26 protein-coding genes and 1 pseudogene are annotated in these 25,063 nt (G+C 37.9%); 21 read left to right on the forward strand and 6 right to left on the reverse strand.

Going from position 1 to position 25,063, the window contains the following annotated elements:
* Nucleotides 1-8 precede the first annotated feature (8 nt).
* The 6 genes from HRK21_RS06655 (at nt 9) to HRK21_RS14030 (ending at nt 3,869) form a co-directional block, all read left to right on the forward strand.
* On the forward strand, nt 9-902 hold the full coding sequence (locus HRK21_RS06655) for an ABC transporter permease (RefSeq protein ID WP_003724035.1): 894 nt from the start codon (nt 9-11) through the stop codon (nt 900-902).
* A gap of 199 nt (nt 903-1,101) precedes the next feature.
* Complete coding sequence (locus HRK21_RS06660) at nt 1,102-1,386, forward strand: DUF3130 domain-containing protein (RefSeq protein WP_070006394.1); 285 nt, start codon at nt 1,102-1,104, stop codon at nt 1,384-1,386.
* Entirely contained in the window at nt 1,387-1,755 is a 369-nt protein-coding gene (locus HRK21_RS06665) for a DNA double-strand break repair Rad50 ATPase (protein ID WP_070006395.1), read from the forward strand.
* Nucleotides 1,752-3,059, forward strand: coding sequence for a T7SS effector LXG polymorphic toxin (locus HRK21_RS14055; RefSeq protein ID WP_070006396.1), 1,308 nt, complete (start codon nt 1,752-1,754; stop codon nt 3,057-3,059). Before HRK21_RS06665 ends, HRK21_RS14055 begins: the two co-directional genes overlap by 4 nt.
* 4 nt (nt 3,060-3,063) lie before the next feature.
* Nucleotides 3,064-3,507: a hypothetical protein gene (locus HRK21_RS06675; protein ID WP_003740152.1), complete on the forward strand. Its 444-nt coding sequence runs from the start codon at nt 3,064-3,066 to the stop codon at nt 3,505-3,507.
* A 218-nt stretch (nt 3,508-3,725) separates the two neighbouring features.
* A complete protein-coding gene (locus HRK21_RS14030; protein ID WP_201792825.1) occupies nt 3,726-3,869 on the forward strand; it encodes a hypothetical protein in 144 nt (47 codons plus the stop codon).
* Between the two features lie 93 nt (nt 3,870-3,962).
* Here HRK21_RS14030 and HRK21_RS06685 read toward each other — a convergent pair whose 3' ends face one another.
* Nucleotides 3,963-5,618: a peptide ABC transporter substrate-binding protein gene (locus HRK21_RS06685; RefSeq protein WP_070006397.1), complete on the reverse strand. Its 1,656-nt coding sequence runs from the start codon at nt 5,616-5,618 to the stop codon at nt 3,963-3,965.
* A gap of 223 nt (nt 5,619-5,841) precedes the next feature.
* Between HRK21_RS06685 and HRK21_RS06690 the strand changes: the two genes are divergently transcribed.
* Genes HRK21_RS06690 through HRK21_RS06700 form a run of 3 tightly spaced genes read left to right on the forward strand, consistent with a single transcriptional unit; the run spans nt 5,842 to nt 8,259 of the window.
* Nucleotides 5,842-6,786, forward strand: a complete 945-nt coding sequence (locus HRK21_RS06690; RefSeq protein WP_070006398.1) for a metal ABC transporter substrate-binding protein — start codon at nt 5,842-5,844, stop codon at nt 6,784-6,786.
* Between the two features lie 13 nt (nt 6,787-6,799).
* The gene (locus tag HRK21_RS06695; protein WP_003740156.1) at nt 6,800-7,504 is read left to right on the forward strand and encodes a metal ABC transporter ATP-binding protein; all 705 of its coding nucleotides are present in this window, start codon (nt 6,800-6,802) and stop codon (nt 7,502-7,504) included.
* The gene (locus HRK21_RS06700; protein WP_069887590.1) at nt 7,453-8,259 is read left to right on the forward strand and encodes a metal ABC transporter permease; all 807 of its coding nucleotides are present in this window, start codon (nt 7,453-7,455) and stop codon (nt 8,257-8,259) included. Before HRK21_RS06695 ends, HRK21_RS06700 begins: the two co-directional genes overlap by 52 nt.
* Nucleotides 8,260-8,262: 3 nt before the next feature.
* On the opposite strand, the gene HRK21_RS06705 is transcribed toward HRK21_RS06700, so the two are convergent.
* On the reverse strand, nt 8,263-8,943 hold the full coding sequence (locus HRK21_RS06705) for a Crp/Fnr family transcriptional regulator (protein WP_069887591.1): 681 nt from the start codon (nt 8,941-8,943) through the stop codon (nt 8,263-8,265).
* A 275-nt stretch (nt 8,944-9,218) separates the two neighbouring features.
* Between HRK21_RS06705 and HRK21_RS06710 the strand changes: the two genes are divergently transcribed.
* From HRK21_RS06710 to HRK21_RS06725, 4 genes are all read left to right on the forward strand, one after another.
* Entirely contained in the window at nt 9,219-11,558 is a 2,340-nt protein-coding gene (locus tag HRK21_RS06710; RefSeq protein ID WP_070006399.1) for an ATP-dependent DNA helicase, read from the forward strand.
* Between the two features lie 45 nt (nt 11,559-11,603).
* Nucleotides 11,604-12,416 (forward strand): sugar-phosphatase, encoded by an 813-nt coding sequence (gene yidA / locus HRK21_RS06715; protein WP_069887593.1) that lies wholly within the window; start codon nt 11,604-11,606, stop codon nt 12,414-12,416.
* A gap of 272 nt (nt 12,417-12,688) precedes the next feature.
* Nucleotides 12,689-14,743, forward strand: coding sequence for a SpaA isopeptide-forming pilin-related protein (locus HRK21_RS06720; RefSeq protein ID WP_070006400.1), 2,055 nt, complete (start codon nt 12,689-12,691; stop codon nt 14,741-14,743).
* Nucleotides 14,744-14,932: 189 nt separating this feature from the next.
* Nucleotides 14,933-16,657 carry a SpaA isopeptide-forming pilin-related protein gene (locus HRK21_RS06725; protein ID WP_070006401.1) on the forward strand — a complete coding sequence of 575 codons (1,725 nt, stop codon included), beginning with the start codon at nt 14,933-14,935 and terminating at the stop codon, nt 16,655-16,657.
* A gap of 42 nt (nt 16,658-16,699) precedes the next feature.
* On the opposite strand, the pseudogene HRK21_RS06730 reads toward HRK21_RS06725, so the two are convergent.
* Nucleotides 16,700-16,807: pseudogene (locus tag HRK21_RS06730) on the reverse strand (STAS domain-containing protein); the annotation flags it as partial.
* 429 nt (nt 16,808-17,236) lie between these two features.
* Here HRK21_RS06730 and HRK21_RS06735 point away from each other — a divergent pair.
* A complete protein-coding gene (locus tag HRK21_RS06735; protein ID WP_223276783.1) occupies nt 17,237-17,974 on the forward strand; it encodes a hypothetical protein in 738 nt (245 codons plus the stop codon).
* A 35-nt stretch (nt 17,975-18,009) separates the two neighbouring features.
* Here HRK21_RS06735 and HRK21_RS06740 read toward each other — a convergent pair whose 3' ends face one another.
* Entirely contained in the window at nt 18,010-18,264 is a 255-nt protein-coding gene (locus HRK21_RS06740) for a hypothetical protein (RefSeq protein ID WP_070006403.1), read from the reverse strand.
* A gap of 271 nt (nt 18,265-18,535) precedes the next feature.
* On the reverse strand, nt 18,536-19,366 hold the full coding sequence (locus HRK21_RS06745) for an STAS domain-containing protein (protein ID WP_070006404.1): 831 nt from the start codon (nt 19,364-19,366) through the stop codon (nt 18,536-18,538).
* Nucleotides 19,367-19,582: 216 nt separating this feature from the next.
* Here HRK21_RS06745 and holB point away from each other — a divergent pair, with 216 nt between their 5' ends.
* The 6 genes from holB to rsmI are packed head-to-tail and all read left to right on the forward strand — an operon-like array spanning nt 19,583 to nt 23,759.
* The gene (gene holB, locus HRK21_RS06750) at nt 19,583-20,575 is read left to right on the forward strand and encodes a DNA polymerase III subunit delta' (RefSeq protein ID WP_069887597.1); all 993 of its coding nucleotides are present in this window, start codon (nt 19,583-19,585) and stop codon (nt 20,573-20,575) included.
* Between the two features lie 5 nt (nt 20,576-20,580).
* Complete coding sequence (locus HRK21_RS06755) at nt 20,581-21,414, forward strand: PSP1 domain-containing protein (RefSeq protein WP_003723490.1); 834 nt, start codon at nt 20,581-20,583, stop codon at nt 21,412-21,414.
* Nucleotides 21,415-21,424: 10 nt separating this feature from the next.
* Entirely contained in the window at nt 21,425-21,814 is a 390-nt protein-coding gene (gene yabA / locus HRK21_RS06760; RefSeq protein WP_003723491.1) for a DNA replication initiation control protein YabA, read from the forward strand.
* A gap of 58 nt (nt 21,815-21,872) precedes the next feature.
* The gene (locus HRK21_RS06765) at nt 21,873-22,625 is read left to right on the forward strand and encodes a tRNA1(Val) (adenine(37)-N6)-methyltransferase (protein ID WP_070006405.1); all 753 of its coding nucleotides are present in this window, start codon (nt 21,873-21,875) and stop codon (nt 22,623-22,625) included.
* The gene (locus tag HRK21_RS06770; RefSeq protein ID WP_003728905.1) at nt 22,609-22,881 is read left to right on the forward strand and encodes a GIY-YIG nuclease family protein; all 273 of its coding nucleotides are present in this window, start codon (nt 22,609-22,611) and stop codon (nt 22,879-22,881) included. Before HRK21_RS06765 ends, HRK21_RS06770 begins: the two co-directional genes overlap by 17 nt.
* Nucleotides 22,878-23,759 (forward strand): 16S rRNA (cytidine(1402)-2'-O)-methyltransferase, encoded by an 882-nt coding sequence (gene rsmI, locus HRK21_RS06775; protein ID WP_077952741.1) that lies wholly within the window; start codon nt 22,878-22,880, stop codon nt 23,757-23,759. Before HRK21_RS06770 ends, rsmI begins: the two co-directional genes overlap by 4 nt.
* 44 nt (nt 23,760-23,803) lie before the next feature.
* Here rsmI and HRK21_RS06780 read toward each other — a convergent pair whose 3' ends face one another.
* Nucleotides 23,804-24,088, reverse strand: a complete 285-nt coding sequence (locus HRK21_RS06780; protein ID WP_070006406.1) for an AbrB/MazE/SpoVT family DNA-binding domain-containing protein — start codon at nt 24,086-24,088, stop codon at nt 23,804-23,806.
* A 113-nt stretch (nt 24,089-24,201) separates the two neighbouring features.
* Between HRK21_RS06780 and HRK21_RS06785 the strand changes: the two genes are divergently transcribed.
* Nucleotides 24,202-25,059, forward strand: coding sequence for a GRP family sugar transporter (locus HRK21_RS06785; protein WP_003740168.1), 858 nt, complete (start codon nt 24,202-24,204; stop codon nt 25,057-25,059).
* Nucleotides 25,060-25,063 lie beyond the last annotated feature (4 nt).

Genomic DNA, 25,063 nt, shown 5'->3' on the forward strand with positions numbered 1-25,063 from the left:
AGTTCATGATGCGATTAGATTTTTCGAAAAAAACAATGCAGGATTTCGAGCGGGATGCAGAAGTTGTTCACGCAACACGAGAGAGGAGTTTTTGGCGTTTTATGCTGGCTGACCGCCGCGCTGTTTTTGCAACGAGTGTGCTGATACTTATTACGGTGGCTTGTATTTTCGCGTTCCTTTCGCCTTATGACCCTAATGCTCTTTCCGTTCAGGACAAACTGATGCCGCCAAATTCGTCGCATTGGTTTGGGACGGATGACCATGGTCGGGATTACTTGACGCGCGTCTTGTACGGCGGCCGGGTCTCGCTACTTGTTGGCGTGTTTGCGATGATGATTGCCGTTGTCGTTGGAACACTCGCGGGGACCGTTAGTGGCTACTTTGGTGGCTTCATTGACAATATGGTGATGCGTTTTCTAGATATTTTCATGTCAATTCCGTCATTTTTCCTACTAATGATTTTAAATGCGTACTTAAAACCGGGAATTTCAAACATTATCATCATTATCGGATTGCTTTCTTGGATGGAAGTGGCGCGGATAGTCCGAGCAGAAACCCTGACACTAAAAGAACGTGAATTTATTTTGTACTCCAAGTCTTCGGGTGGCGGATTTTTCCACATTATGTTCAAGCATATTATTCCAAACGCGATGCCATCCATCGTCGTTGCAGCTTCATTAAACGTCGCTACAGCGATTTTAACCGAGTCGGCACTAAGTTTCCTTGGCCTCGGGGTTCAACAACCTAACGCTTCGTGGGGCAGCATGCTGAACAATGCGCAAGGTTACGTTGGCGAAGCAACTTACTTGGCGCTTTTCCCAGGATTACTAATTTTAATGACCATCCTTTCCTTCAACGTCCTTGGCGATGTACTGAGAAAAGGGTTATCACGTAGATATTAAATGTAAAAACACTTTGATTTTTTCAGTCAAAGTGTTTTTTTGTTTTTAAAGAAAAGGTACTTAAAATAGAAACGTAAAAAACGTGTTTTAGCCAATTTCCAAGGCATAAATTCACAAATCCCTCACAAAACGAGAATGCGTGCGGTGCTATAATTAAAGGATAAGGTTTCATTATTATAGACAGAGATGAGGCGCAGAAATGAGTGAAATAAAAGTTAAAGAAGCAACATTAAAAAAACACGCGACAAAGTTAGAATCCAAAGGCAAATCAACCGAATATTTACCAATGAAAGGTGGCAATATGGCCTATAGCCAAGCCAATTCCATCAACCATTTTCGAACAGCACTGTTTGATTTGGTAGACGCGGTGGACAATTTTCAAGGTGTGGTAGGAACGGATGTCAAAAGATTGAAAGAATTAGGCGCATCATTTACTCGCAAAGACCAAGAGCTTGAACGGAGCATGGGATTGGGAGGTAAATAAATGGGTGTAAAGAGCCAGCAAATGGAGACACAACTGCAACTGCTGAAAAAAGAACAATCCGCGGCCGAAGATTTTTTGCAAGATTTACAACGACAACAAAATGAACAAGAGTGGTTAGCGGAAGATTTTGCACGTGTCCATCAAGAAGAACGGGAGTCGCTGGAGCTTCTGCGCGAAGTTTGGCAAGGCGCAGAATCAAGAAGTTTCGGCTACTATTTGGCAGATCTACAGGAAGAAGAAAAACAGAAGTGGCATAAAAAAATCCAAGCAAATGAAGAGGAATGCCAGCAAAAAATCACCGCTTGCCAAAAAAACATCTACCAATTAGAAAATCAACAACAAGATTTACAAAAGGAGTTGTTACAGTGAGCCGAATTGACATCGGAGAAATACAAACCTTTGCGCACCAACTACATACAGCCAATGAAGCGGGAAGAAAAAGCATTAAAGACATCAAAAACGCCGTAGAAAACTATACCGAAGACGGCAGTTTAAAAGGAAAAGCGGTTGTTGTGTCAAAAAATTATTACCAAATGACTTATTTCCCTTTATGTGATGCGATAATCGAAGCCATGAACGAAAGCGAAGAACGATTAGCGCAATATATAGCCGATTTTCACGCCCAAGTGGACGGTTCGGCTGATGCAAGAATTGATGCGGACGGCTTATACGAGCTCGGGAAAATGATTGATCGCATCGAAGCGAAAAAAGAAGCACTAGCCCAGCGAATGAATACGGGAACGGAAGGGCAGATGCAGAGTTATCGTTCCCAGCTAAGCATCGCCTACAAACAGGAAAATATCTTAGAAAAATATTTGGCTTTTGAACAAAGTCATGGCAGTTTTTTTGATAATTTAACCGATTTAGTCCAAGGAATTCAGCAGACTATTCGCGAACTCCAGTCGAACATTCAATTTAACAGTAAAACGGGCACCTATGATATGAGCAAATTGAATTTCACCACCGTGACCCGGATGCGAAACGCCTTAGGAAAAGCGCTAAAAAACAACGAAACAACATTCAATTTTGACGAATATCAAAAAACGTACCGTGGTCAAATGTGGGTGCTAATGAAAAATGGTATAGTAGACGTAGAAGCAACGAACGCGTATAATGCCGCTGTGCTTAACGGGGAATTACCACATGAAAGCAATGAAGCGCAAGAAGAAGCCGAGTTGTTGCAGGCAGTTATTCAATCGGTGAAAAAAGGAAGAGACCCGGTTACTGGGCAAGAAATAAGTAAAGCGCAAGGGTTTGGTATTATAAGTGGTCTTGTTTTCCGTTATACTGTTGGAGGTTATAAAGGGAAGAAGTTCAAGATTCCTAAAGCTTGGTTAAATAGAAGAAAGAAAGCCAGAGAAGGTCATATAAAATCTGATAATATAAAATTTGGAAGTTCTGTTAAATCTACAAAAAAAGTAAATAATCAGATGAAGAAACGTGGTTGGAGTGAAGAATCAGTAAAAAGTGTGGTTGACCATCCGCATACAACAAGAAAGAGTGGCAATAAAGCTACTGGAAATGATGCCACCGTATTTTATGACAAAGATGGTTCATATGTAATTATTGATGACAAAACAAAGGAAATTGTTCAAATCAGTGATAAGTTTGATAAAAACTGGGTGCCTGATGCTGGAATAGCCGATCCTTACAAACCTAAAGGAGGAGAATAATAAGTTGGAAGAACAAGAAATCATTGAAAAAGTAGAAATCTTGCCAAATAATTTTAGTGAAAATGACAGTATTTATATATCACAAGAAAACATTAAAAATTTGGTTTTATTTTCAAAAGAAAATCAAACAGTTTTAGAATTGTTGATTACTCCTTTTCTAATTTGTGTAAATAGTGGGTTAAAATATGAGTTACATTATTATGAAATTTCAATAGAAATTAGTGAAAATGATACAGAAATTATAGGTTTTCCTTTTGGAAATAAGCTACCAAAAGAAATTACAGATAATATTTCTCCTAAACTTTTTGTAAGAAGAGAAGATTATTCAGCTTTTGAGAATTTTTTAAGTCAGTATTTTAATGCAATGAAGAACATGGAATTTGCAGATGATAAACAGGCTATAGGTATGATTGAACATGGTGCAACCTTATTCTACGAAGTATTATAATTTTAGATTCTAAAGAGCTAGTATTGTCATTATCTCTGACCATTTTTGAAATATATCTTTAAAACTTTTTAGCAACAGAAAGGATAATAAATTTCGTACATAAAAACGATAAACTTTCCCGCCCCAAGAAAGCCAGTGGAGCTGATATAGCGGCTGATGTAGCTAAAAGTAAAGGTGGCGTTACTTTAGAATCAACAATAGGAAATAAAAATATTGAAATGCCAGACTGGGATTTTAATAATCCTGAGTCAATGAAAGCATGGGATTTGGTTTCTGGCTCTTATGTAGAACAAGTTTCTGGTGAAGTTCGTGCAGTAGTTGGTAAGGTATTCTATTATCTGATTGGTGTCGTTAGTAAATAAGATACACGCTTACTTGCAAAGATAGGATTTAATAATTTATAAATCAAAAAGCCAGCATTTTTTAAAATTGCTGGCTTTTTCCAAACTGGCGAATTACTTCTCCACCCGAATAAACTTATAACTATAAGGCGAACCAAAAGCATGTTTCTGCACGCCCGTAATATCCGTACGTTGCAACACTGCTGTTTGATGTTGATAAAGTGGTAAAATCGCCGCGTCATCATCAAGTAGAACTTTCTCAGAAGCTACGAACGCATTCCAACGTTCTTCTGGTTTCGTCGCAAGTGTTGTATCAGTCGATTTTACAAGTTTATCATAAGCGGGGCTGTTGTAGCTCATATGGTTATTAAAGTAATCGGATAAGAATAAACTACTATATGTCCACGGATCCTTAAAATCAGGCATCCAAGCAGCCAGTGACAAGTCATAATTACCATCAGAAGTTAGCTGTGTCGCGCTCTTTGCAGGCATATTTTTCACTTTAATCGTCACACCTGGTAAATTATCTTCAAACTGCGCTTTCAAATAAGCAAAAATGGTTTTCGTTGTTTCTTGGTCATCGCCGAGAAGTTCAATTGTTACTTTGTCAGTGCCAAGTTCTTTTTGTGCTTGTTTCCAATATTTTAAAGCTTCTTCTTTGTTATAAACTAAATGGTCACCGCTATCTGTACGGAAATCAGCGCCCGTTGTTGGGTTTTGGACGAAATCTTTTGGAAGAAGTCCGTTCGCTGGGAAGGAACCGTCACCGAGAATGCGGTCCGTTAGTTGTTTCTTATCGACAGCTAAATTAAGCGCATGACGCAAGGAATTGTTCGCAAGTGGAGTCGCTTTACCGTCGCGTTTTTGATTCATGCGCAAGTAACTGATGAGCGCATCTTTTTCCGTTTGGAAATCTTTCTTGTCTTTGTATTGTTTCGCAAAATCGCCTGAAAGTGGCACGCGGTCAGCTTCGTTTGTATTATAAAGGTTCACGCCGGCGTTAATATCTTTCGCAACTTGCACATCAATTTCATTTACTTTGACATTATCTTTGTCCCAATATTGGTCGTTTTTCGCGTATGTCCATTTATTCGTAATGTTGCCGCCCCAATCCTTCATAACAAAAGGACCATTGTACAAAGTGTGCGCACTATCTGTTCCGTATTTGTCGCCTTGTTTTTTCACAAAGCTTTCTTTTTGTGGGAAAAATGTTTCAAAAGAAAGAAGTGAAATGAAGTAGGGAACTGGTTTTTTAAGTGTGATTTCAAGCGTTGTTGGGTCAGTCGCAACGACGCCAAGGTCAGTTATAGGTAATTTGCCTTCATTGATTTCAGTAGCGTTTTTAATCGAATCTTTGAAAAGCGCGGAGTACCCAGGTGCGGTTTTTGGATCAACGGCACGGCGCCACGCGTAGACGAAATCATCAGCGGTTACTTGAGAACCATCGGACCATTTCGCGTTTTTCTTTAATTTAATGGTGTATTTCGTTTGGTCAGCACTAATTTCTGGCATTCCATCAGCAACCCCAGGAACAAAGTTATCTTTTTGATCAAGTGTGTATAATCCCTCGAAGACTTGGTTTTGTGCGGTAAAGCTAGCAAAGTCTTCCTCAGCTGTCGTATTTAAAGTCAGTAATTCACTGGTTTCAAGAAATTTAATTTTGTCCGGGGAAGTTTTTGTCGCCGATTTTTCATTGTTATTTCCGCAAGCTGTAAGTAAAAGTACTGTCAAAATGGCAAAAATAGGCAATGTTTTCTTTAAAAAATGCATGGTTTTCTCCCCTTCTATCTGTGTATTTATCGTTATTATAAGTATTCCGATAAGATAAGTCAAGTTAATGATTCGGTGAAAAAACTGCTTGACGCAAAAATAATCCCATGATAAGATATTTTGTGCAAATAAGAATGATTACGTTTTGCGACGCGCAATCATAATTTACATAGTGCAACTTTAAGTTTTAAATCGTAATCATTACGAAAAAAGGAGAGATAATATGAAGAAATGGGCGTTTTTAGTTGTAACGGTATTAGCATTTGTCTTAGTCTTGGCAGGATGCGGCGCTAACGGTGCTGATAAGGTAAGCGGGGATAAAGACAAACTTAAAGTAGTGACAACTTTTTATCCAATGTATGATTTTACCAAAAATGTAGCGGGGGATAATGCTTCCATTGAAATGTTGATTGATGCGGGGACAGAGCCGCATGATTACGAGCCAAGCGCAAAGGATATTGCCAAAATCGAGGCGGCTGATGTTTTCGTTTATAACAGTGAAGACATGGAAACTTGGGTGCCGAGCGTACTTAAAAGCTTAGATTCGAAAAAATTAACCGTGATTGATGCGAGTAAAGGAATCGAGCTAGTAGAGGGTACCGAAGAAGAAGACCATGATCATGAGCATGAAGAAGGACATCATCATGAACACGATCCCCACGTATGGCTAAGCCCAGTCCTTGCTGAACAAGAAGTGACTAATATCCAAAACGGTCTTACAAAAGCAGATAAAAAAAATGCAGATACATACAAAAAGAACGCAGAAGCCTATAAAGAGAAATTAAAAACACTCGACAACAAATTTAAAACAGCTTTTAAAGGAGCAAAACAACGCGATTTTGTAACTCAACATGCCGCTTTCCAATATTTAGCAAACGAATATGATTTGCATCAAGTGGCAATCGCCGGTCTTTCACCTGACCAAGAACCAAGCCCAGCACGATTAGCGGAATTACAAAAATACGTGAAAGAAAATAACATCAGCACCATTTATTTTGAAGAAGTAGCTTCACCAAAAGTCGCAGAAACACTTGCTAACGAAACTGGTGCAAAATTAGAAGTATTAAGCCCAATCGAAGGAATTACGGATAAAGAACAGAAAAAAGGCATGGATTATATAGCTTATATGGAACAAAACTTACAAGCCTTGCAAAAAACAATTAAATAAGGAAGCGATAAAAGTGAAATATATTGATATAGCCAATATTGGTTTTAAATACGAATCCGAGCCAGTACTTGAAAACATTTCTTTTCAAGTGAGTGCGGGAGAATTTATTATACTAACAGGAGAAAACGGAGCAGCTAAATCAACACTGCTCCGTATTATTTTGGGCATTTTACAACCGGATAAAGGTTCCGTGACTTTTGCCAAAAAGAACGCAGATGGCGGGCGACTTTTGACAGGTTATGTACCACAACAAATAGCTTCATTTAACGCCGGATTTCCTAGTACGGTCCTCGAATTAGTAAGGTCAGGTCGTTTTCCAAATGGTAAGTGGTTCAAACGGCTGACGGCAAAAGACCATGCGCATGTCGAAAAAGCACTTAAATCCGTCGAAATGTGGGATTATCGTCATAAACGTATTGGTGAGCTATCAGGTGGACAAAAACAACGGATTTGCCTGGCTCGAATGTTTGCAACAGATCCAGATATATTAATTTTGGATGAACCGCAAACGGCAATGGATAAACAAAGTAAAATCCGTTTTTATGATTTATTAAGGCATGAAGCACAAGTACATGGTAAAGCGATTTTAATGGTAACCCATGATGGTGAAGAGATGGAAGATTTTGTCGATAAGCATATTCGCCTTATTAGAAAGGAGGATGTGTCATGGAAATGTTTCTCTATGGATTTATGCAAAGAGCCTTCCAAGCATCAATGATAATTGCTATTATTGCACCACTTTTAGGAGTTTTCTTGATTATCCGAAGGCAGTCGCTTATGGCGGATACACTTTCGCATGTGTCACTTGCAGGGGTGGCTTTTGGGTTGGTTTTAAATGTGAATCCCAGTGTGACAACGCTTATTGTAGTAGTTATTGCGGCGCTTGGAATTGAGTATTTGCGAGGGGTTTATGCAACTTATTCAGAGTTGTCCATTGCGATACTAATGGCTGGTGGACTTGCTGTGGCGTTAGTTCTGATGAGTTTAGATCAAGGCGGAATTACAACCAGCGTGCAGCAATACTTATTTGGTTCGATTGTAACAATCAGTAAGGAGCAAGTGCAGCTGTTGGTAATTTTAGGGGTAGCTATCGTAGTATTGTTCTTAGTGTTTAAAAGGTTTATGTTTGTACTTACTTTTAGTGAGGATGTTGCAGTTGCAGAAGGAGTTCCTGTGCGTTTGATTTCGCTTTTATTCAGTGTAGTTACTGGTGTTGCAATCGCGGTTATTATGCCGATAGCCGGAGCATTACTCGTGTCCGCGCTCATTATACTACCAGCTGCAATCGGTATGCGAATTTCAAAAGGGTTCCTGATGTGTGTTATTAGTGCAATTCTGATTGGCTTAGTAGGAATGTTTTCTGGACTAGTTTCTTCCTACCAACTAGGAACCCCACCTGGCGCAACAATTACCTTAATGTTTATCATTCTTTTCATTATTTCGACCTTTGCTTTAAAACTGATACGGAAATGATTTTTAGAACGATGTTTGACCATTTTGTATCATTGTATAAAGCTCTTGGTCATGAATAATCCAACTTTTTTCTTTCTTTTCAATCTGATTAGTTGTTTTGAGATGTTGTAAATCCTTGTAAAAGCAGCTTTTCGAAAGGTTGCTATAGGAAAGTAGGTGACTTGTTTTAATGGCTTGAGGCAATATTATCGCGCCATCATCACTTAGAACCCCATGTAACAAAGCCATATTTGAAAAGGTTGTTTTAAGTTTTTCAGAAGCCGGACTACTTGCCATTAAGCTTTTAAAGTAAATGTGGGTAGTCTGGTTTTTCATAATGAAGAATTGAAAGCCGAAATTCTCAGGAAACATTGAAAGGAAATATTCCATATCTGTTTTCGAATATTTATATAAAGAACATCCAGAGAGTGTCTTAAAGGTAAAATCATTATTACTTTGATCGAGTAAAGAAAAATAGTTTAAAAACGTTCCTTTACCCTCAATAGAATGGATTTGGGGGCGCTCTCGACCATCATTTAAAATCAAAGCAATATAGCCATCAACTACGAGATAAATATGATTATCTATATCAACTCTTTCTGTTAAGAGGCTGGTATTTTTTGGCACGTCTATTTGTTCATAAGATATTTTGCCTTCACGAGATAAACGAATAAATTCTTGGTAATTATACAAAGTATTTGACATGACATTTCTCCAATCTTCTTTTGTAAACATAATTGTATCAGAATGTTAGAAACCTATTGTATGCAGAGTAGTAGTATTTTACGGATAAATGTTTCTGAAATGTGAAATTTTTAAATCTTTACAAGTTCTTTTTTTGAATTAAAAGTGATTTATCTACTAGGGTGTGTTGGGGTTGTATCGTTTTATGTAAAAGTCCAAAATTAGTTCTTTTATCAAATTGATACGAACATAGGTTCTGTGTTATAATTCAACTGGATTATAAAGGAGGCTTATTGATGAGAAAAGTGCAGATTTCAGTTAGGCGTTTAGTAGAGTTTGTTTTAAGAAGCGGTAGTATTGATAATCGAATGACTAGCTCAAACCGCGCCTTAGAAGGAACAAAAATTCATCAATTACTCCAAAAAGAAGCAGGAGAAGAATATGTAGCAGAAGTGAGGCTAAAGTTAGAACGAATAATGGATGAAATTGCTTTTTCGCTTGATGGTCGTGCAGATGGGATCGTAAATGAACAAATGATTGACGAGATTAAGACGACCGAGACGCCGATGGAAGAAATAACGGAAGATTTTCGTCCTCTTCACTGGGCTCAACTTATTTGTTACGGATTTATGCTTGCGGAAAAGTCGGATTTGGCAGAAGTTACACTGCAATTAACGTATTATCAAGTCTTAGACAAAGAAGTAAAGCAATTCCAACGTATAATGAGTCGTGAAGATATGGGTGCTTTTGTGGACAATTTGCTTTCCAAGTATGCTATATGGGCAAAAGCATCGGTTGCGTGGGAAATGAAGCGAAATAAAACTATTCAAGAATTAACATTTCCGTATGATAACTATCGAAGTGGGCAAAGAGAGCTTGCTATTGCAGTTTACCGAACAGTAGCCTCCGAAGAAAGTTTGTTTTGTGAAGCCCCTACCGGTATCGGTAAAACAATGTCAACATTATTCCCGGGAGTTAAAGCCATGGGCGAAGGAAAAACAGATAAACTTTTCTACTTTACGGCGAAAACCATCACACGACAAGTTGCCGAAGATGCGATAGATGAGATGCGCCGTAAAGGACTTGCTGCAAGAAGCGTGACAATAACTGCGAAGGATAAAATATGCTTTTTAGACGAACGAAAGTGTGAACCAGATCATTGCCAATTTGCAAGAGGTTATTACGACCGTTTGAACGAAGCATTGTTTGATATGTTGCAAACGGAAGAAGCCATTACCCGTCCAATTGTTGAAAGCTACGCCCGGAAATACACACTTTGCCCATTTGAATTATCACTAGATGTTGCTCTTTTTTGTGACGTAATAGTCTGTGATTATAATTATTTGTTTGACCCAGTGGTCTACTTGAAACGCTTTTTTGCAGAAGGACCGGGAAAATATACTTTTCTAGTAGATGAAGTGCATAATTTAGTAGACCGTGCGCGCTCGATGTATTCGGCAACACTAAAAAAATCATTAGTTATGCAAGTCAAACGGGGACTAGATTCCAAAAAGAACAAACGGTTGTTAAATGCAATAAATGCGATGAATAAAGAAATGATTGCACTCAATAAAAATTTAAAGGACTTAGAAAAAACGATTTATGTCCAAAAAGAGGAACTTAGTGATTGGAATGCAGCCGTGTTAAAATTCACCTTCGTAGCGAAAGAATGGTTGCCCAAAAACGTCCAGTCAGAATCACAAGCGGATGTGTTGGAACTTTATTTTGAAAGCTTAAGATACGTTGCAATTGCAGAGTTTTATGATGAACGCTACGTAACACAAGTTACGAGAAGTCACGGGGATTTAGAAATAAAACAGCTCTGTTTAGATCCTGCATTCTTACTTTCAGAAAAGCTGAAACTCGGAAGTAGCTCGGTACTTTTTTCGGCGACACTGCGACCAATAGATTACTATACAAATGTCCTCGGGGGTCAAGAAGACACGAGTAGAATGATTTTTTCTTCACCATTTAAACAAAAAAACATGCATTTATTAGTAGCGGATTATGTTAGTACGAAATACCAAATGCGCGAAAATAGTATGGAAGCTGTCGTGGATGCTCTCTATGCGCTAACCTCTGGAAAAAAAGGCAACTATTTATTTTTCTTTCCATCTTTTCTATACTTACAAAAGGTTTACAATTTATTTAAAGAAAAATATCCTGATATTCGTTTGCAAAAACAAGATGCTGCCATGGATGAAGAGCAGCGAGAGCATTTTTTAGAAAGTTTTCAAGCAGGAAATGAAGAAAGCTTGGTTGGTTTTTGCGTTTTAGGAGGCGTTTTTTCAGAAGGGATAGATCTTCGTGGGGAGCGATTAGTTGGTGCGGCGGTTGTCGGCGTAGGACTTGCACAACTGAATCATGAATCCGATTTAATTAAAGATTATTATAATGAAACGATTGGTCAAGGATTTGATTATGCGTACCAAATACCAGGAATGAATAAGGTGCTTCAAGCAGTTGGTAGGGTTGTTCGCGGAGAATCGGACCGTGGCGTAGTATTGTTAATAGAAGAGCGATTTTCGACTAATCGTTACCGAGCATTATTTCCGGCGCATTGGAACCATGCAAAAACAGTGAAGAGCACGGACGATATTTCCCGAGAAGTGGCCGGATTTTGGCAGAATAGCTAATTTTCTAGTAGAATAGAGGTAATTAGTCATTTTTGGGAGGAAATTATGTATAAAATTATTGCGATAGATATTGACGGCACCCTATTAAACGACGCACACGAAATCACGCCAGCCGTGCGGGATTCTATTAAAGCCGCAAAAGAAAAAGGGGTAAAAGTAGTACTATGTACAGGACGTCCGCTTGCAGGAATCAAAAAAAGTTTAATTGAACTAGATCTTTTAGACGCGGGAGATTACGCAATTACCTTTAATGGGGCAGTTGTGTTAGAAACAGCCTCCGAGAATACATTAGCAGATATTACCTTAAATAAAACAGAACTAGAAGAAATTTATGCATTTTGTCATGCGGAAAATGTTAACCTTACTTATTTTGACGGAAAAAATATGTATGTGCCCAGTCGCAAAATCACAGAAATCACTTGTCAAGATTCACTACTACTTGGGACGCCGCTATACCATTTACCTGTAGAGGAAGCCCCTGCATCTATTCATGTTTCCAAAGTGATGCTACTAGACTCCCCCGAAAAAATCACCGATGTGATAAAAAAATTACCAGAGAGCATCAAACAAAAATTTTACGTCGTTCGGAGTGTTCCATATAACTTAGAATTCTTGCAAAAAGGGGTAAATAAAGGATCGGCGCTCGCCAGTTTAGCAGAAAAACTTGGGGTGGCTCAAAGTGAAGTTATGAGTATTGGTGACCAAGAAAATGATATTACCATGATTGAGTACGCTGGTATGGGAGTTGCGATGGGAAATGCGACAGAGCATATTAAAGAAATCGCCAACTATACAACAACTACTAATAATGAAGATGGTGTAGCACAGGCTATCCAAATGCTCATTCTTGACCGTTAAAATTATAAAAATATAATATTGCCACATAGTGTATAAGGAAATGGAAAAATATATAAACCGTTACAAAAGCCGAAACTTTCTATAAAGGAGTTTCGGCTTTTGTATTTAATTTAGTACTTAATAATATATAGATTTTCAAAATCGTCACTGAAAGTTCATATAGCTCTCGTTTTACAAGCAGTAATTCCGAAAAATGATATAGCTTGAAGTTACTCAATTGTCATATGATGTGTGATAATAACAAAACTTCATTAGTAAAGGATGAATTTGTAATGAGTAAAAACGGAAACTTTTTAAAAAAAGTGGGGCTAGCTTTCTTAAGTATTTTGATTATCGCTAGCACAATCTTCCAAACGACAGTTGTGAAAGCAGCAACAAGTTATGGTTCTCAGTTTTTAAACACAGTAGAACTTTTAGACAAAGACGGTGTGCCACAAACGAATTTTGGCTACTACGACAACATGGATGTGCATTACACTTGGTCTATCCCTAATTCAACAAATGTAAAAGCGGGCGACACAATGGATTTCACGCTGCCAAGTCAATTGGCGCTTGCAACCGATCTTGCTTTTGATTTGAAAGATAGTAAAGGTCAAGTAGTTGGAACGGCCACTGTAAAAAGGGAAACCAATCAAGTAACCCTTGTGTTCAGTGATTATGTAGAAAAACACTCCGATATTAAAGGAGAACTGGATTTCTGGACCACTTTCAACCAAAAAGTAATTACTGGAAATGAAACAGTTGATTTAGAATTTCCTCTTGAAAATGGGACGACGCCGATAGATATAGAAGTTGGTGAGAAAACCCCAGTTAGTCCGACAGAAACGATTTTTAAATATGGTTGGGTAGATGCTAGTAATCCAAGCCTGATTCATTGGGTTGTTCGTGTGAATTACGCTAAAGAGAGCATTCCAAATGCTGTTTTCACGGATATCATCGGCTCAAAACAAATATTAAATTTTGATTCTATCAAAGCTTTTCATGGAACTTATTCCGCAGACCGAATATTTACAGCAGGCGCGCCTATTTCCAGTACCAATTTTTCCGAAACAAGTGACGGGTTTAGTGTAGCGCTAGGAGATTTAACGGATTCTGTGCAAATTTCTTATACAACAACCGCAACAGATGGCGGAAAGTCTACCCAGTACGATAATACCGCTAAACTAGCCGGTACTGATTTTGTGACCAAGCAAACTTCAACATGGACACCAGCATCAGGTGGTGGAGGTGAAGGAGGCGGGACAACCGGTTCAGTAACACTTACGAAAGAAGATGCGAAAACAAAAGCAACCCTCGAAGGTGCGGAATTCAAGTTGGTGAATTCAAAAGGCACTGTGCTACAAGAAAACATTACAACAAATGCGAGTGGACAACTTAGCATTGCAGACCTGAAATTTGACACTTACCAATTAATAGAAACAAAAGCCCCGACAGGCTACAAACTTGATTCAACACCAGTAGAATTCACTATTGGCGAAAACAATAAAGCAATCACCGTGACAAAAGAAAATACGCTTAACACTGGCTCCGTAGAACTAACCAAGCTAGACTCCAAAACCAAAGCAACCCTAGCCGGAGCAACATTCGAATTACAAGATAAAGAAGGGAACACGCTACAAACTGACTTGAAAACAGATGAAAATGGCGTTCTAAAAGTAACTGATTTAGTTCCAGGTAGTTATCAATTTGTCGAAACAAGTGCTCCAACAGGCTACAAGTTAGATAATAGCCCAGTAAGTTTTGAAATCATCGAAGCTGAGACAGACCAAATCGTAAAAGTAACCAAAGAAAATGTACTAGAAGTTGGCTCTGTAGAACTAACCAAGCTAGACTCGTTAACCAAAGCAACCCTAGCTGGAGCAACATTCGAATTACAAAATAAAGAAGGAAATACGTTACAAAAAGATTTAACTACAGATGAAAATGGTGTTTTAAAAGTAACTGATTTAGTTCCAGGGACATATCAATTTGTGGAAACAAACGCCCCTATCGGATATGAACTCGATACGACCCCAGTTGTTTTTGAAATCATCGCTGGTGAGACTGACCAACCGGTAAAAGTAATAAAAGAGAACACACAAACACCGCCAACCCCAGTACCACCAACTCCAGCTCCACCAGTACCAAGCAAACCTACTGTACCACCAGTAAAACCAGAAATACCAGTTATACCTCATAAATCAGAAAACAGCGAAGATAGTCCAAAAAAAGCCAAAACAAGCATAACTCCAAGTCTACCTAAAACAGGAGATGCAAATGACTTTGTGGGCTTAGGAGTAGTCTTTTTAGCCTTGTCACTAAGCGGTCTTCTGATGAAACGAAAATAAACAAATCGGCTTAGATATTTATCTAAGCCGATTTTCATTGAGGTTTTTAAGATTGCCGTTTGTCACAAAATGTTCACAATTAGCAGAGTTTTTCTTGGACAAGAGCTATTTTTAAGAAAAATTAATGTATAATCACTATGGATTAGTAATAAATTTATAGTTGAAAGTAACTAGAAAAGGATGGTTTTTATGAAGAAACGTACGACGATGACGTCTAATCTAAAGAAATTCGGATTAGCCTTTCTTAGCGTTATCTTGCTTGTAAACGTTATATTTCAGACTAACTTTGCTAAAGCAGCAACTAATTATGGCTCCGATTTTTTGAAAACTGTGGAATTATTAGACGCAGATGGCAATCCTCAAACGGATTTCGGTTATTACGATAGCATCAAGGTTCACTATACTTGGGAAATCCCCAATTCAACTAATGTGAAGGAAGGCGACACAATGGAATTTGTGTTACCCCCAGAGCTGAAGATAGTTACAGATTTAGACTTTTCTTTGAAAGATCACGATGGCAACACGGTAGGCCATGTGGTTGCTAAAAAATCGACTGGGCAAGTAGTTATTACATTTACAGACTTTGTCGAAAAAAACTCCAATATTAGTGGATATCTCGATTTTTGGACTAATTGGGATAAATCATTAGTAGAAGGAAATGAAAATGTTCCAGTTGAATTCCCGGTAAACGGCACCACAGAAACAATTGATGTGGGTGTTGGTGGTAAAAATCAAATTGACCCGGATGAAAGTTTATATAAATACGGCTGGGCTAATGCTGAACATCCAGAGCTTATCCAGTGGGTCGTTCGAGTTAACTATTCGAAACAAAACATTCAAAATGCCGTTTATGAAGACTTTATTGGGCCAAAACAAGTCGTCGATTTTAATTCTATCAAAGCATTCCACGGTGAATTTGACCCGGATGATAACTTCACGCCAGGAGCTGAGGTACCATCATCAGCAATTACTCAAACAACAGAAGGATTTAAAGTTGACCTAGGAAATTTAACAGATTCTGTCAAGATTTCATACTATACAACTTCTACTGATAACGGAGCATCACCGAACTACACAAATAAAGGACAATTAACAGGAGATAACTTTATCAAGCAAGAAATCGAAGTCGCGACACCAACATCAGGTGGTGGCGGAGGTGGAGAAGGGACAACTGGATCTGTTGAATTAACGAAAACAGATGATTCGTCTCAAAAAAAACCACTAGAAGGTGCCGAGTTTAAATTAGTCAACGGAGCAGGAACTATAGTGCAAACAGGACTAAAAACCAATATCGATGGTAAACTAACTATTTCAAATCTGAAATATGACACATACCAGCTGATCGAGACAAAAGCGCCACAAGGATATGTGCTCGATGCGTCTCCAGTAGAATTCACAATTGATGACGCGCACCAATCATTATTCCTATCCAAAGAAAATTCTGCCATCAAAGGATCCGTTTCACTAGAAAAAATCGATCACGACACACAAAACCTACTAGCTGATGCCGAATTTGAACTACAAGATAAAGATGGCAACACACTACAACCAAACCTTAAAACAGATAAAATGGGCAAACTAACGGTGACAGATTTACTTCCAGGTGAGTATCAATTTGTCGAAACAAAAGCGCCAACAGGATATATTTTAGATGCTACCCCAGTCAAATTTAAAATCAGCACAGAGGCACTAAACGTAACCGTAACAAAAGAGAATACGAAAAAACCAGAAATACCAAAAGTGCCTGAGCCACCAAAAACGCCACAACAACCGGAAAAACCAGATAAAATAATAAGCGCAGATAGCAAACAAACCACTTTACCAAAAACAGGTGATACACCACTTGTTAATGGATGGGGAATACTACTTGTAGCCATTTCAGCGAGTGGACTAATTGCACTTAGAAGAAAATAATCAAAAAACCGTAAGCGATAATACAATCGCTTACGGTTTTTCTTATACAGTTCTAGTTTGATCTTGCAAAACAGCCTTTAACGAATGATAGGCTGGGATAGATAAATTTAATTCGACACGATTAATTTGTTGCGCCATTTTTGGTTGGATAGGTACTTTCTAAATCTATAGTGCTAATTACTATTCATAAATTTGCTGCAAGTCATTCTAAATAAGCTCGAGTGAATAAACATGCAGTTTTATTCAATGGGTTGATATGAAAAATGATAAATAATTAAAGGAAAATATGATAATAACATATATAAATAGTTGTATAAGCGCAAAATATGTACTTTTTGTGAACCATAAAAAATAAAGTGCATAAATTACGAATAATCACCTTCAATGTGTTGTTTTGTATCACTAAAAACACATTACTACACATATTGTGTAGTAAATAACCTAAATAAGTTTTACTTTTATTCGTTCATGACAAGAATCAGGCATTTCATTACATTTTTGGTTATACATTAGTTTGCCATGTTACAATTTTTTTGGTCAGTGAATGATCAAATATACATTCAGAGAAGGAGTGCAGACATGAAAAAAAGTTTAAAAGTGTTTTTATTTATCATGGTAGTAATTTTAGTTATTGCTCAACCTACAACATTTGCGAAGGCTGATACGACAAAGGGTCCTGAACAGAATATTGTAGATGATATGGAAAGTTTAAAAGAATATTTGGAGGATTATACTTTAAGTACAGCCAATGAAAATGGAGTTGAAAATGCAACAGAAGAAGGTATCGAAAAAGATGTTAAAAAGATAGAAGAACAAGTGGAAAATTTAAGTAAAGAAAATCAAGAAAAATTCTTTTATTATTTGAGCAATCCGGAAGCGATGCAAGCAGCATTAGAGGATGAAAATAATAAAGATATTGTGTTAGAAGAAGTTACTACAGATACACCTGTGTTTACCAGAAACTTATTGCAGGCAGCTGTAACTAAGACTCGGAATGCTTCGTATACCTATTCTATGAAATTTTTCAAAATAGAAATGACTAGATATGTAGTAGCGGTGAAATATACTACTAGTGGAGGGACAGTGAAAAAAATAGTTTCTTCATCAGGTTACGTTGATAAAAATCTTAATCCTGCTGTAAAAACTAGTCGCATAGAAAAAAGTGCATGGATTGCAAATAATAGAGCTAAAACAACATCACGATTCCATTATAGTTTGTTTAGTAAAAGCCAAGTTATCCAGCTAGGTACTGTTACACTTCATGTGGAAGGTACTTCTGGAGGAGCAAGATATAACGCTTACGCAAAATTAAGTTAAATACAAAAAAGAAGCCCATACAAAGGGCTTCTTTTTTACATTAAATTATTTTTTGAACTAAAAAAGGTAATAACTCCCACGATAGCAGAAACAATTATCAAAATAGAGCATATGATACTGATAATAGATAATACTTTAGTGGTTTTATTGATAGATGTAGCTTCTACACGAATTGAACGTTTACTAGAGATAAGTGTTAGAATGGAGATAATTAATCCAAATGGTACAAAAAATGAGATGATTGAAAAAATAAGGGCGCAAATGTCTTTATTTTTTTTTGTTGTTATCATGGTGTCCTCCCGTATGATTAACTGTTTTCTCTTATTGTACAATGCTAAATAATATAGTACAAGCATGGATTTATCGTTTTTTTATTAAGAGTAAAATATATGCATTGCAAATGTTAAAAAAGACGCATCATTAATAAGAGCTTGTATTCACATAACCTGATGGAGGGGTGACAGAAATATATGATTAATTGATTCGGATGTATTAAAGGGATGAGAATGGGGTAGTTGAAATAAAAAACCGTAAGCGATAATACATCGCTTACGGTTTTTCTTATATAGTTCTAGTTTGATCTTGTAAGACAGCCTTTAACGAATGATAGGCTGGGATAGATAAGTTTAATTCAACACGATTAATTTGTTGCGCCATTTTTGGTTGGATACCGGAAATAAATGCTTCGACGCCAAGAAGTTTAAGCATCGTCACTAAGTTGGTAAGCATTTCTCCAAGTGCATCATCAAAATACGTGATTCCTGATAAATCAATACACAATTGTTCCACGCTTAAGTGCACGCATTTGTTTGCCGTGATTTCGGATAGCTTTTCTGCTCTTTCACGATCGACACGGCCCATAAGTGGAAGTATCGCCAATTCGTCAGTAATCGAAATTACTGGCGTGCTAATTTCTTCTATTAAACGATGTTGTTGTTCTAAATGTTTGACGATATCATTATAATACATTGCTGAGAAGGCTTCGTTTATCCGGTCGAAACCGTGATTAACCATGGCCATACTTGCTGAAAAATCATATTTAGACACTTCGTCATTATGAATACAAAAATCACCAACAGCAGTAACAAATTCACGGCGTAATTTATCTAGGGTAGTAATAACTTCAGGTAATGGCACTTCATTTTCCATGCGACGCGCGTACATGTTATCTAGCCATTTATCAAGTTTCGCAAAAAACACTTTTTTACCAGCAAAATAAGAAATGATTAAGTCTGCTGTTTGTTCACTGTCAGCGCGCAGTTCGTCTTTATATTGCGGCGAATAAACAAAACTAGTGTACGTATTTTCATAAATTTTTGATAGCCAGTTGTTAATAATCTCTTCGGTATGTTCTCTTAAATATAGTTCCATACTTCCATTTGATTCATTCATACCAGACAGCCCCTTTAAGTCTAAGTATAATAACTACTTTTCTTTATTCTATGCTCAAAACGGTGTACTGTCCATTTAAATTTCTGAAAAATAATTAATTTATTGAAATTGTAATATTAGTTCACAGAGGCGCTGTTATTTTTTTGTTAAAATTCCGAAGCTATTTAAGCTTGGTCATGGTATAATATTACAATATGGATAGAAAGGAAGTTTTTTGTGGGATTACAGGATGAACTTACAGTGATGCAACCAGTGGTCATGAAGATTTTTTCAAAAAGTGTCCGCGAAAATCGATTATCTCACGGCTATTTATTAGAAGGATCAAGTGGTACAGGGAAGAAACGCACAGCATTTTGGTTAGCTCAGAGCCTTTTTTGTTTAGAAAGTACAGAAACAGAGCTTGCTTGTGGGAAGTGTGCCAATTGCATGAGAATAGCGAGTCATAATCATCCGGATGTTCATTTGCTAGAGCCAGATGGAGCTAGTATTAAAATTGATCAGGTTCGCGCGCTGAAGCAAGAACTTAGTAAGCGCGGGATGGAATCAGACCAAAAAGTAGTTATCATTTACGATGCAGAAAAAATGACTGTTCAATCAGCCAATAGTCTGCTGAAATTTATAGAAGAACCAGAAGGCGGTTTGTTATTATTATTTTTAACAACAAATCCCGGGCAAATTTTGCCAACGATTCAATCAAGACTGCAACCGGTCACATTTAAATCACTGACTTTTGATAGTCTTCTTGCTTCGCTAACAGCAGCAGGTATTTCTGAACAAAAAGCGCGGATATATGCTAGTATTACTGGTAGTGTAGAGCAAGCGAAGGCTTTTGAAGATGAAGAATGGTTTAGTGAAGCAAGAAATGTTGTTATCAAGTTATACGAAGGAATTCATCATCAAGGAACCAGCCCATTAATTATCATTCAAGAATCATGGATGCCGCTTTTTAAAGAGAAAGATAAGATGGCGCTCGGACTCGAATTATTGTTACTGCTGTACCGTGACCGACTTCATCTTACGCTTGATGAGAACTACGAACCTATTTGTACTGCACAAAAAGAAATGCTCGGACAAGATGCGCTGCGTAAATCACTGTCCGAAACCACAGGGGAAATCGAGAAGATTCTCGCTGCGAAATCAAAACTGGATTCCAATATGAACACGCAACTTCTAATGGAGCAGTTAGTTCTGGAAATCCAAGGGAGGTAATCGCTATGCTTAAAATTGTAGGCGTCCGTTTTAAAGACGTTGGTAAAATATATTATTTCTCACCTGGCGAACTGGAAATCACAGAAAACCAAGGTGTTATTGTTGAAAATGCACAAGGAATTGAATTTGGTAAAACAGTCATTGAACCGCGCTACGTGGACGAAGAAGATGTCGTTTTACCACTTAAGAAAGTACTGCGTATCGCAACAGAAGCAGACTATAAATGCGTTGCCGAGAATGGCGACTCATGTCAGAAAGCCTTTTTACTCTGTGATGAAAAAATCCGCGAGCGCGAACTTGAAATGAGTTTGGTTGATGTTGATTATACATTTGATCGTAATAAAATCATTTTTTACTTTACTGCAGAAGGTCGCGTTGATTTTCGGGAGCTCGTGAAAGATTTAGCATCTGTTTTCCGGACTCGCATCGAACTTCGTCAAATTGGTGTTCGTGATGAAGCGAAATTGCTCGGTGGGATTGGTCCATGCGGTCGCATGCTTTGCTGTTCCACTTTCCTAGGTGATTTCGAACCAGTTTCCATCAAAATGGCGAAAGACCAAAACCTGTCTCTTAACCCGACGAAAATTTCCGGTTTATGTGGACGATTAATGTGTTGCCTGAAATATGAGAACGATGAATATGAGCAAGCTAAACGTGAAATGCCAGATGTTGGTGTAAAAGTAAAAACTCCAGAAGGCGCAGAAGCACGTGTTTCGGGAATCAACTTGCTTTCTAGAATCTTACAAGTGAGTTTGCCCGAAGAAGAGACGGTTATAGAATACGAATTGGACGAATTACGCCCATACAACGAATTTCTAAAACAACCGGCAAAGTCTTGAGGTGAAAAAATTGGATAAAAAAGCTATTTTTGACTCAGTCAGTAATATGGAGGAGCAAATTGGCGAATTGTATCAGCAACTTGGAGATCTAAAGACAAACTTAGGCGAAATGTTGGAAGAAAATAACCGATTAAACCTTGAAAACGAACATTTGCGACGTAGACTTTCTTTGACTGATGAAGCGACACCAGAACCTAAAGCCGAAACAGAGGCGGAACATGGTGTGATGGCGCCTAATCGTAAGGAAGCAATGCAGCAAATGATTGAACTTGGGGAAGGTTATGATAATCTTGTCCAACTTTACAAGGAAGGATTTCATGTTTGCAATGTACATTTCGGCAGCCCGCGTGGCAATGATGAAGATTGTTTATTTTGCTTATCCTTGCTCAATAAAAAATAACATGACGGGCCTTTCTCGATTTAAGAGAAGGGCTTTTTGCTAGAAAAGGTGAATCATTTTGGAAAAAACCAAACTAATAGGCGATGAAAGGCTCGATTATTTACTAGCAGAAAACTTGCGGATTATTCAAAGCCCATCAGTATTTTCTTTCTCAATAGATGCGGTTTTACTTGCAAAATTCAGCTACTTGCCCATTCGAAAGGGAAAAATAATTGATTTGTGTAGCGGGAATGGGATTATTCCTTTATTACTTAGTACGCGAACTAAAGCGAAAATTGTTGGCGTTGAAATTCAGGAGCGCCTAGCAGATATGGCGAAAAGAAGTATCCTTTATAATCATTTGGAAGAGCAAATTGAAATGATGGAATATGATTTAAAAAATATTACAGACCTTATTCCAAAAGAGCGCGCAGATATTGTCACTTGTAATCCGCCTTATTTTGCGACTCCGGATACAAGTTTGAAAAACACGAATGAACATTTCCGGATTGCTCGCCATGAAGTCATGTGCACGCTAGAGGATACTATTCGTGTAGGCGCAAGCCTTTTAAAACAAGGAGGAAAAGCGAATTTTGTCCATCGTCCGGAACGATTACTAGACATCATTGATACAATGAGAAAATATCGCTTGGAACCCAAACGTATTCAATTCGTGCACCCGCGCTTAGATAGAGAAGCGAATACGGTACTTGTAGAAGGAATCAAAGACGGAAAACCTGGCGTGAAATATGTTCCACCTGTTATCGTATATGACGAGCTGGGGGAATATACGCCAGTAATTAAGGAGATTTTATATGGCAAAAGCGAGTGAACATTTCTTTTATGTGCTAAAATGTAGTGACAATTCCTATTATGGTGGCTATACAACAGATGTGATTCGCCGAGAAGCAGAACATAATGCGGGAATTAGATGTAAATATACAAAAACACGTCGCCCGGTAAAAGTCATCCATTTTGAAAAATTCGAGACAAGAAGTGAAGCCACGAAAGCGGAAGCAGCCTTCAAAAAATTATCACGTAAGAATAAAGATGCCTATTTATTACAGCGGGAGGAGGAAGCAAAATGATAAAAAGTCAAAAAAGTTTTAGCGGAGCCATTCAAGGAGCATTATATTTAGTGCCGACGCCCATTGGTAATTTAGAAGATATGACTTTTCGCGCAATCCGGATGTTGAAAGAAGCGGATATTATTGCAGCAGAAGATACTCGAAACACCGTGAAACTTTTAAATCATTTTGAAATTACAACCCGAATGACGAGTTACCATCAGTTTACGAAGGAAAATAAAGAAGATAATATTATTCAGCGAATGTTGGACGGAGAAGTAGTAGCATTAGTTAGCGATGCGGGGATGCCATCTATTTCTGACCCGGGATATGAACTTGTTCAAAGTGCGCTAAATGCTAATATACCAGTCATTCCACTACCAGGAGCCAATGCTGCTTTAACCGCGCTGATTGCCTCAGGTCTTGCACCACAGCCGTTTTATTTTTATGGATTTCTACCTCGCCAAAATAAAGAACGCACCCAAGCAATTGAAAAGTTAGCGGCACGCGAAGAAACGTGGATTTTATATGAATCACCACACCGTTTAAAAGAGACTTTAAAAGCACTTGCCAAAATCACTGGAAATGATCGCAAAATTGTCTTATGTCGAGAGCTTACAAAAAGATTTGAAGAATTTTTGCGTGGAACGGTAGAAGATGCGCTGAACTGGACAATGGACGAAGAAGTTCGCGGAGAATTTTGCTTGATTATCGAAGGAAATACCAACCCACCGCTTTCAGAAGAGCAACTCTGGTGGCAAGAACTAGATATTAAAACGCACGTAAGCACCGTAATGGAACAGGAAAATGTCAGTTCTAAAGATGCAATTAAAACCGTTATGAAAGCGAGAAATTTACCCAAACGAGAAGTTTACTCGGCTTATCATGAAATAAAATAAAAATCATGCGCGAATCCTTAAAAGGGAACTCGTGCATGATTTTTTTATAAGGTATCACCAAAGCGGCGTTTAATCTCTGCCATTAATTCCGCAGCGCCTTCTTTACTGAGCGTCAGTTTGCCGCCCGCGAATTTTTTATTATCAACAGAAAACTCCCCAGTAATATCGCAAACCAAACCGGATGAAAACTTTTTCAATACAATCGTATCTTCATCTGTAAAAATTTCTAAAGGGTCTTTTACATTTAGATTCATCGTTCTTCTTATTTCAATCGGGATAACCACACGACCAAGTTCGTCCATTTTCCTTACCATTCCAGTTGATTTCATTTTATCACCTTCTTGATAATTTTAATTCATTTTAACAGATAATTACATAAATAGGAATGATTTCATGAGGAAAAGGGTATAGACCATAAGCAGAAGAATTAGGGGGAATAAAAATGAACATAATTATAGCATTAATTCCGGCAGTAATGTGGGGGATTATGCCATTAGTTGTTTCAAAAATTGGCGGTAAACCGAGGCAACAAATCATTGGTACGACATTCGGGGCGCTAGCTTTCGCAATTGGAGTTTTTATTTTTACAAATCCAGAATATACGGCAACCATCATTATTGCTAGTTTTGTTTCTGGGGCATTTTGGAGCTTAGGCCAAATGAATCAGTTTCGGGCATTTACACAAGTAGGCGTATCAAAAACAATGCCGCTTTCAACCGGAATGCAGTTAGTAGGTACATCGCTATTTGGTGTATTCGCCTTTCATGAATGGGGGACAACTTCCAAATTAGTACTAGGATTTTCCGCATTAGCCCTAATTATTATCGGGATATTTTTAACAAGTTATCAACAACATAAAGACGAAAATTCCGGTCAAAATATGAAAAAAGGAATCATCACTTTACTTATTTCATCAGTAGGTTATGTTGGTTATGTCGTTATCACTCGCTGGTTTGATATTAGTGGTTGGGACGCGATTTTGCCTCAAGCAATTGGGATGGTAGTCGCAGGATTATTATTCTCTATTAAGTCAGAAGAAAAACGCTTTACAAAGCAGACCTGGTTAAACATGATTCCCGGGGTTATGTGGGCTACTGGTAACTTGGCTCTACTATTCTCAAATAAACTGGTTGGAATCGCTACAGGTTTTTCTCTCTCTCAAATGGGCGTTGTCATTTCGACAATTGGAGGAATACTTTTCTTAGGAGAGAAAAAAACCAAGAAAGAACTTATTTTGGTCATTATCGGAGTAGTCTTAGTAATTATCGGTGGAACGATGATTGGTATTGCAAAAAGCTAAGAAT

It is taken from the genome of Listeria monocytogenes, assembly GCF_013282665.1.
Taxonomy (GTDB): domain Bacteria; phylum Bacillota; class Bacilli; order Lactobacillales; family Listeriaceae; genus Listeria; species Listeria monocytogenes_C.

What these genes read in the sequence shown, in the direction of transcription:
- HRK21_RS06655 (WP_003724035.1), top strand. Translation starts at nt 9, where the DNA reads ATGCGATTAGATTTTTCGAAAAAAACAATGCAGGATTTCGAGCGGGAT.
- HRK21_RS06660 (WP_070006394.1), top strand. Translation starts at nt 1,102, where the DNA reads ATGAGTGAAATAAAAGTTAAAGAAGCAACATTAAAAAAACACGCGACA.
- HRK21_RS06665 (WP_070006395.1), top strand. Translation starts at nt 1,387, where the DNA reads ATGGGTGTAAAGAGCCAGCAAATGGAGACACAACTGCAACTGCTGAAA.
- HRK21_RS14030 (WP_201792825.1), top strand. Translation starts at nt 3,726, where the DNA reads ATGCCAGACTGGGATTTTAATAATCCTGAGTCAATGAAAGCATGGGAT.
- HRK21_RS06685 (WP_070006397.1), bottom strand. Translation starts at nt 5,618, where the DNA reads ATGCATTTTTTAAAGAAAACATTGCCTATTTTTGCCATTTTGACAGTA.
- HRK21_RS06690 (WP_070006398.1), top strand. Translation starts at nt 5,842, where the DNA reads ATGAAGAAATGGGCGTTTTTAGTTGTAACGGTATTAGCATTTGTCTTA.
- HRK21_RS06700 (WP_069887590.1), top strand. Translation starts at nt 7,453, where the DNA reads ATGGAAATGTTTCTCTATGGATTTATGCAAAGAGCCTTCCAAGCATCA.
- HRK21_RS06705 (WP_069887591.1), bottom strand. Translation starts at nt 8,943, where the DNA reads ATGTCAAATACTTTGTATAATTACCAAGAATTTATTCGTTTATCTCGT.
- HRK21_RS06710 (WP_070006399.1), top strand. Translation starts at nt 9,219, where the DNA reads ATGAGAAAAGTGCAGATTTCAGTTAGGCGTTTAGTAGAGTTTGTTTTA.
- yidA (WP_069887593.1), top strand. Translation starts at nt 11,604, where the DNA reads ATGTATAAAATTATTGCGATAGATATTGACGGCACCCTATTAAACGAC.
- HRK21_RS06720 (WP_070006400.1), top strand. Translation starts at nt 12,689, where the DNA reads ATGAGTAAAAACGGAAACTTTTTAAAAAAAGTGGGGCTAGCTTTCTTA.
- HRK21_RS06725 (WP_070006401.1), top strand. Translation starts at nt 14,933, where the DNA reads ATGAAGAAACGTACGACGATGACGTCTAATCTAAAGAAATTCGGATTA.
- HRK21_RS06735 (WP_223276783.1), top strand. Translation starts at nt 17,237, where the DNA reads ATGAAAAAAAGTTTAAAAGTGTTTTTATTTATCATGGTAGTAATTTTA.
- HRK21_RS06740 (WP_070006403.1), bottom strand. Translation starts at nt 18,264, where the DNA reads ATGATAACAACAAAAAAAAATAAAGACATTTGCGCCCTTATTTTTTCA.
- HRK21_RS06745 (WP_070006404.1), bottom strand. Translation starts at nt 19,366, where the DNA reads ATGAATGAATCAAATGGAAGTATGGAACTATATTTAAGAGAACATACC.
- HRK21_RS06755 (WP_003723490.1), top strand. Translation starts at nt 20,581, where the DNA reads ATGCTTAAAATTGTAGGCGTCCGTTTTAAAGACGTTGGTAAAATATAT.
- HRK21_RS06770 (WP_003728905.1), top strand. Translation starts at nt 22,609, where the DNA reads ATGGCAAAAGCGAGTGAACATTTCTTTTATGTGCTAAAATGTAGTGAC.
- rsmI (WP_077952741.1), top strand. Translation starts at nt 22,878, where the DNA reads ATGATAAAAAGTCAAAAAAGTTTTAGCGGAGCCATTCAAGGAGCATTA.
- HRK21_RS06780 (WP_070006406.1), bottom strand. Translation starts at nt 24,088, where the DNA reads ATGAAATCAACTGGAATGGTAAGGAAAATGGACGAACTTGGTCGTGTG.
- HRK21_RS06785 (WP_003740168.1), top strand. Translation starts at nt 24,202, where the DNA reads ATGAACATAATTATAGCATTAATTCCGGCAGTAATGTGGGGGATTATG.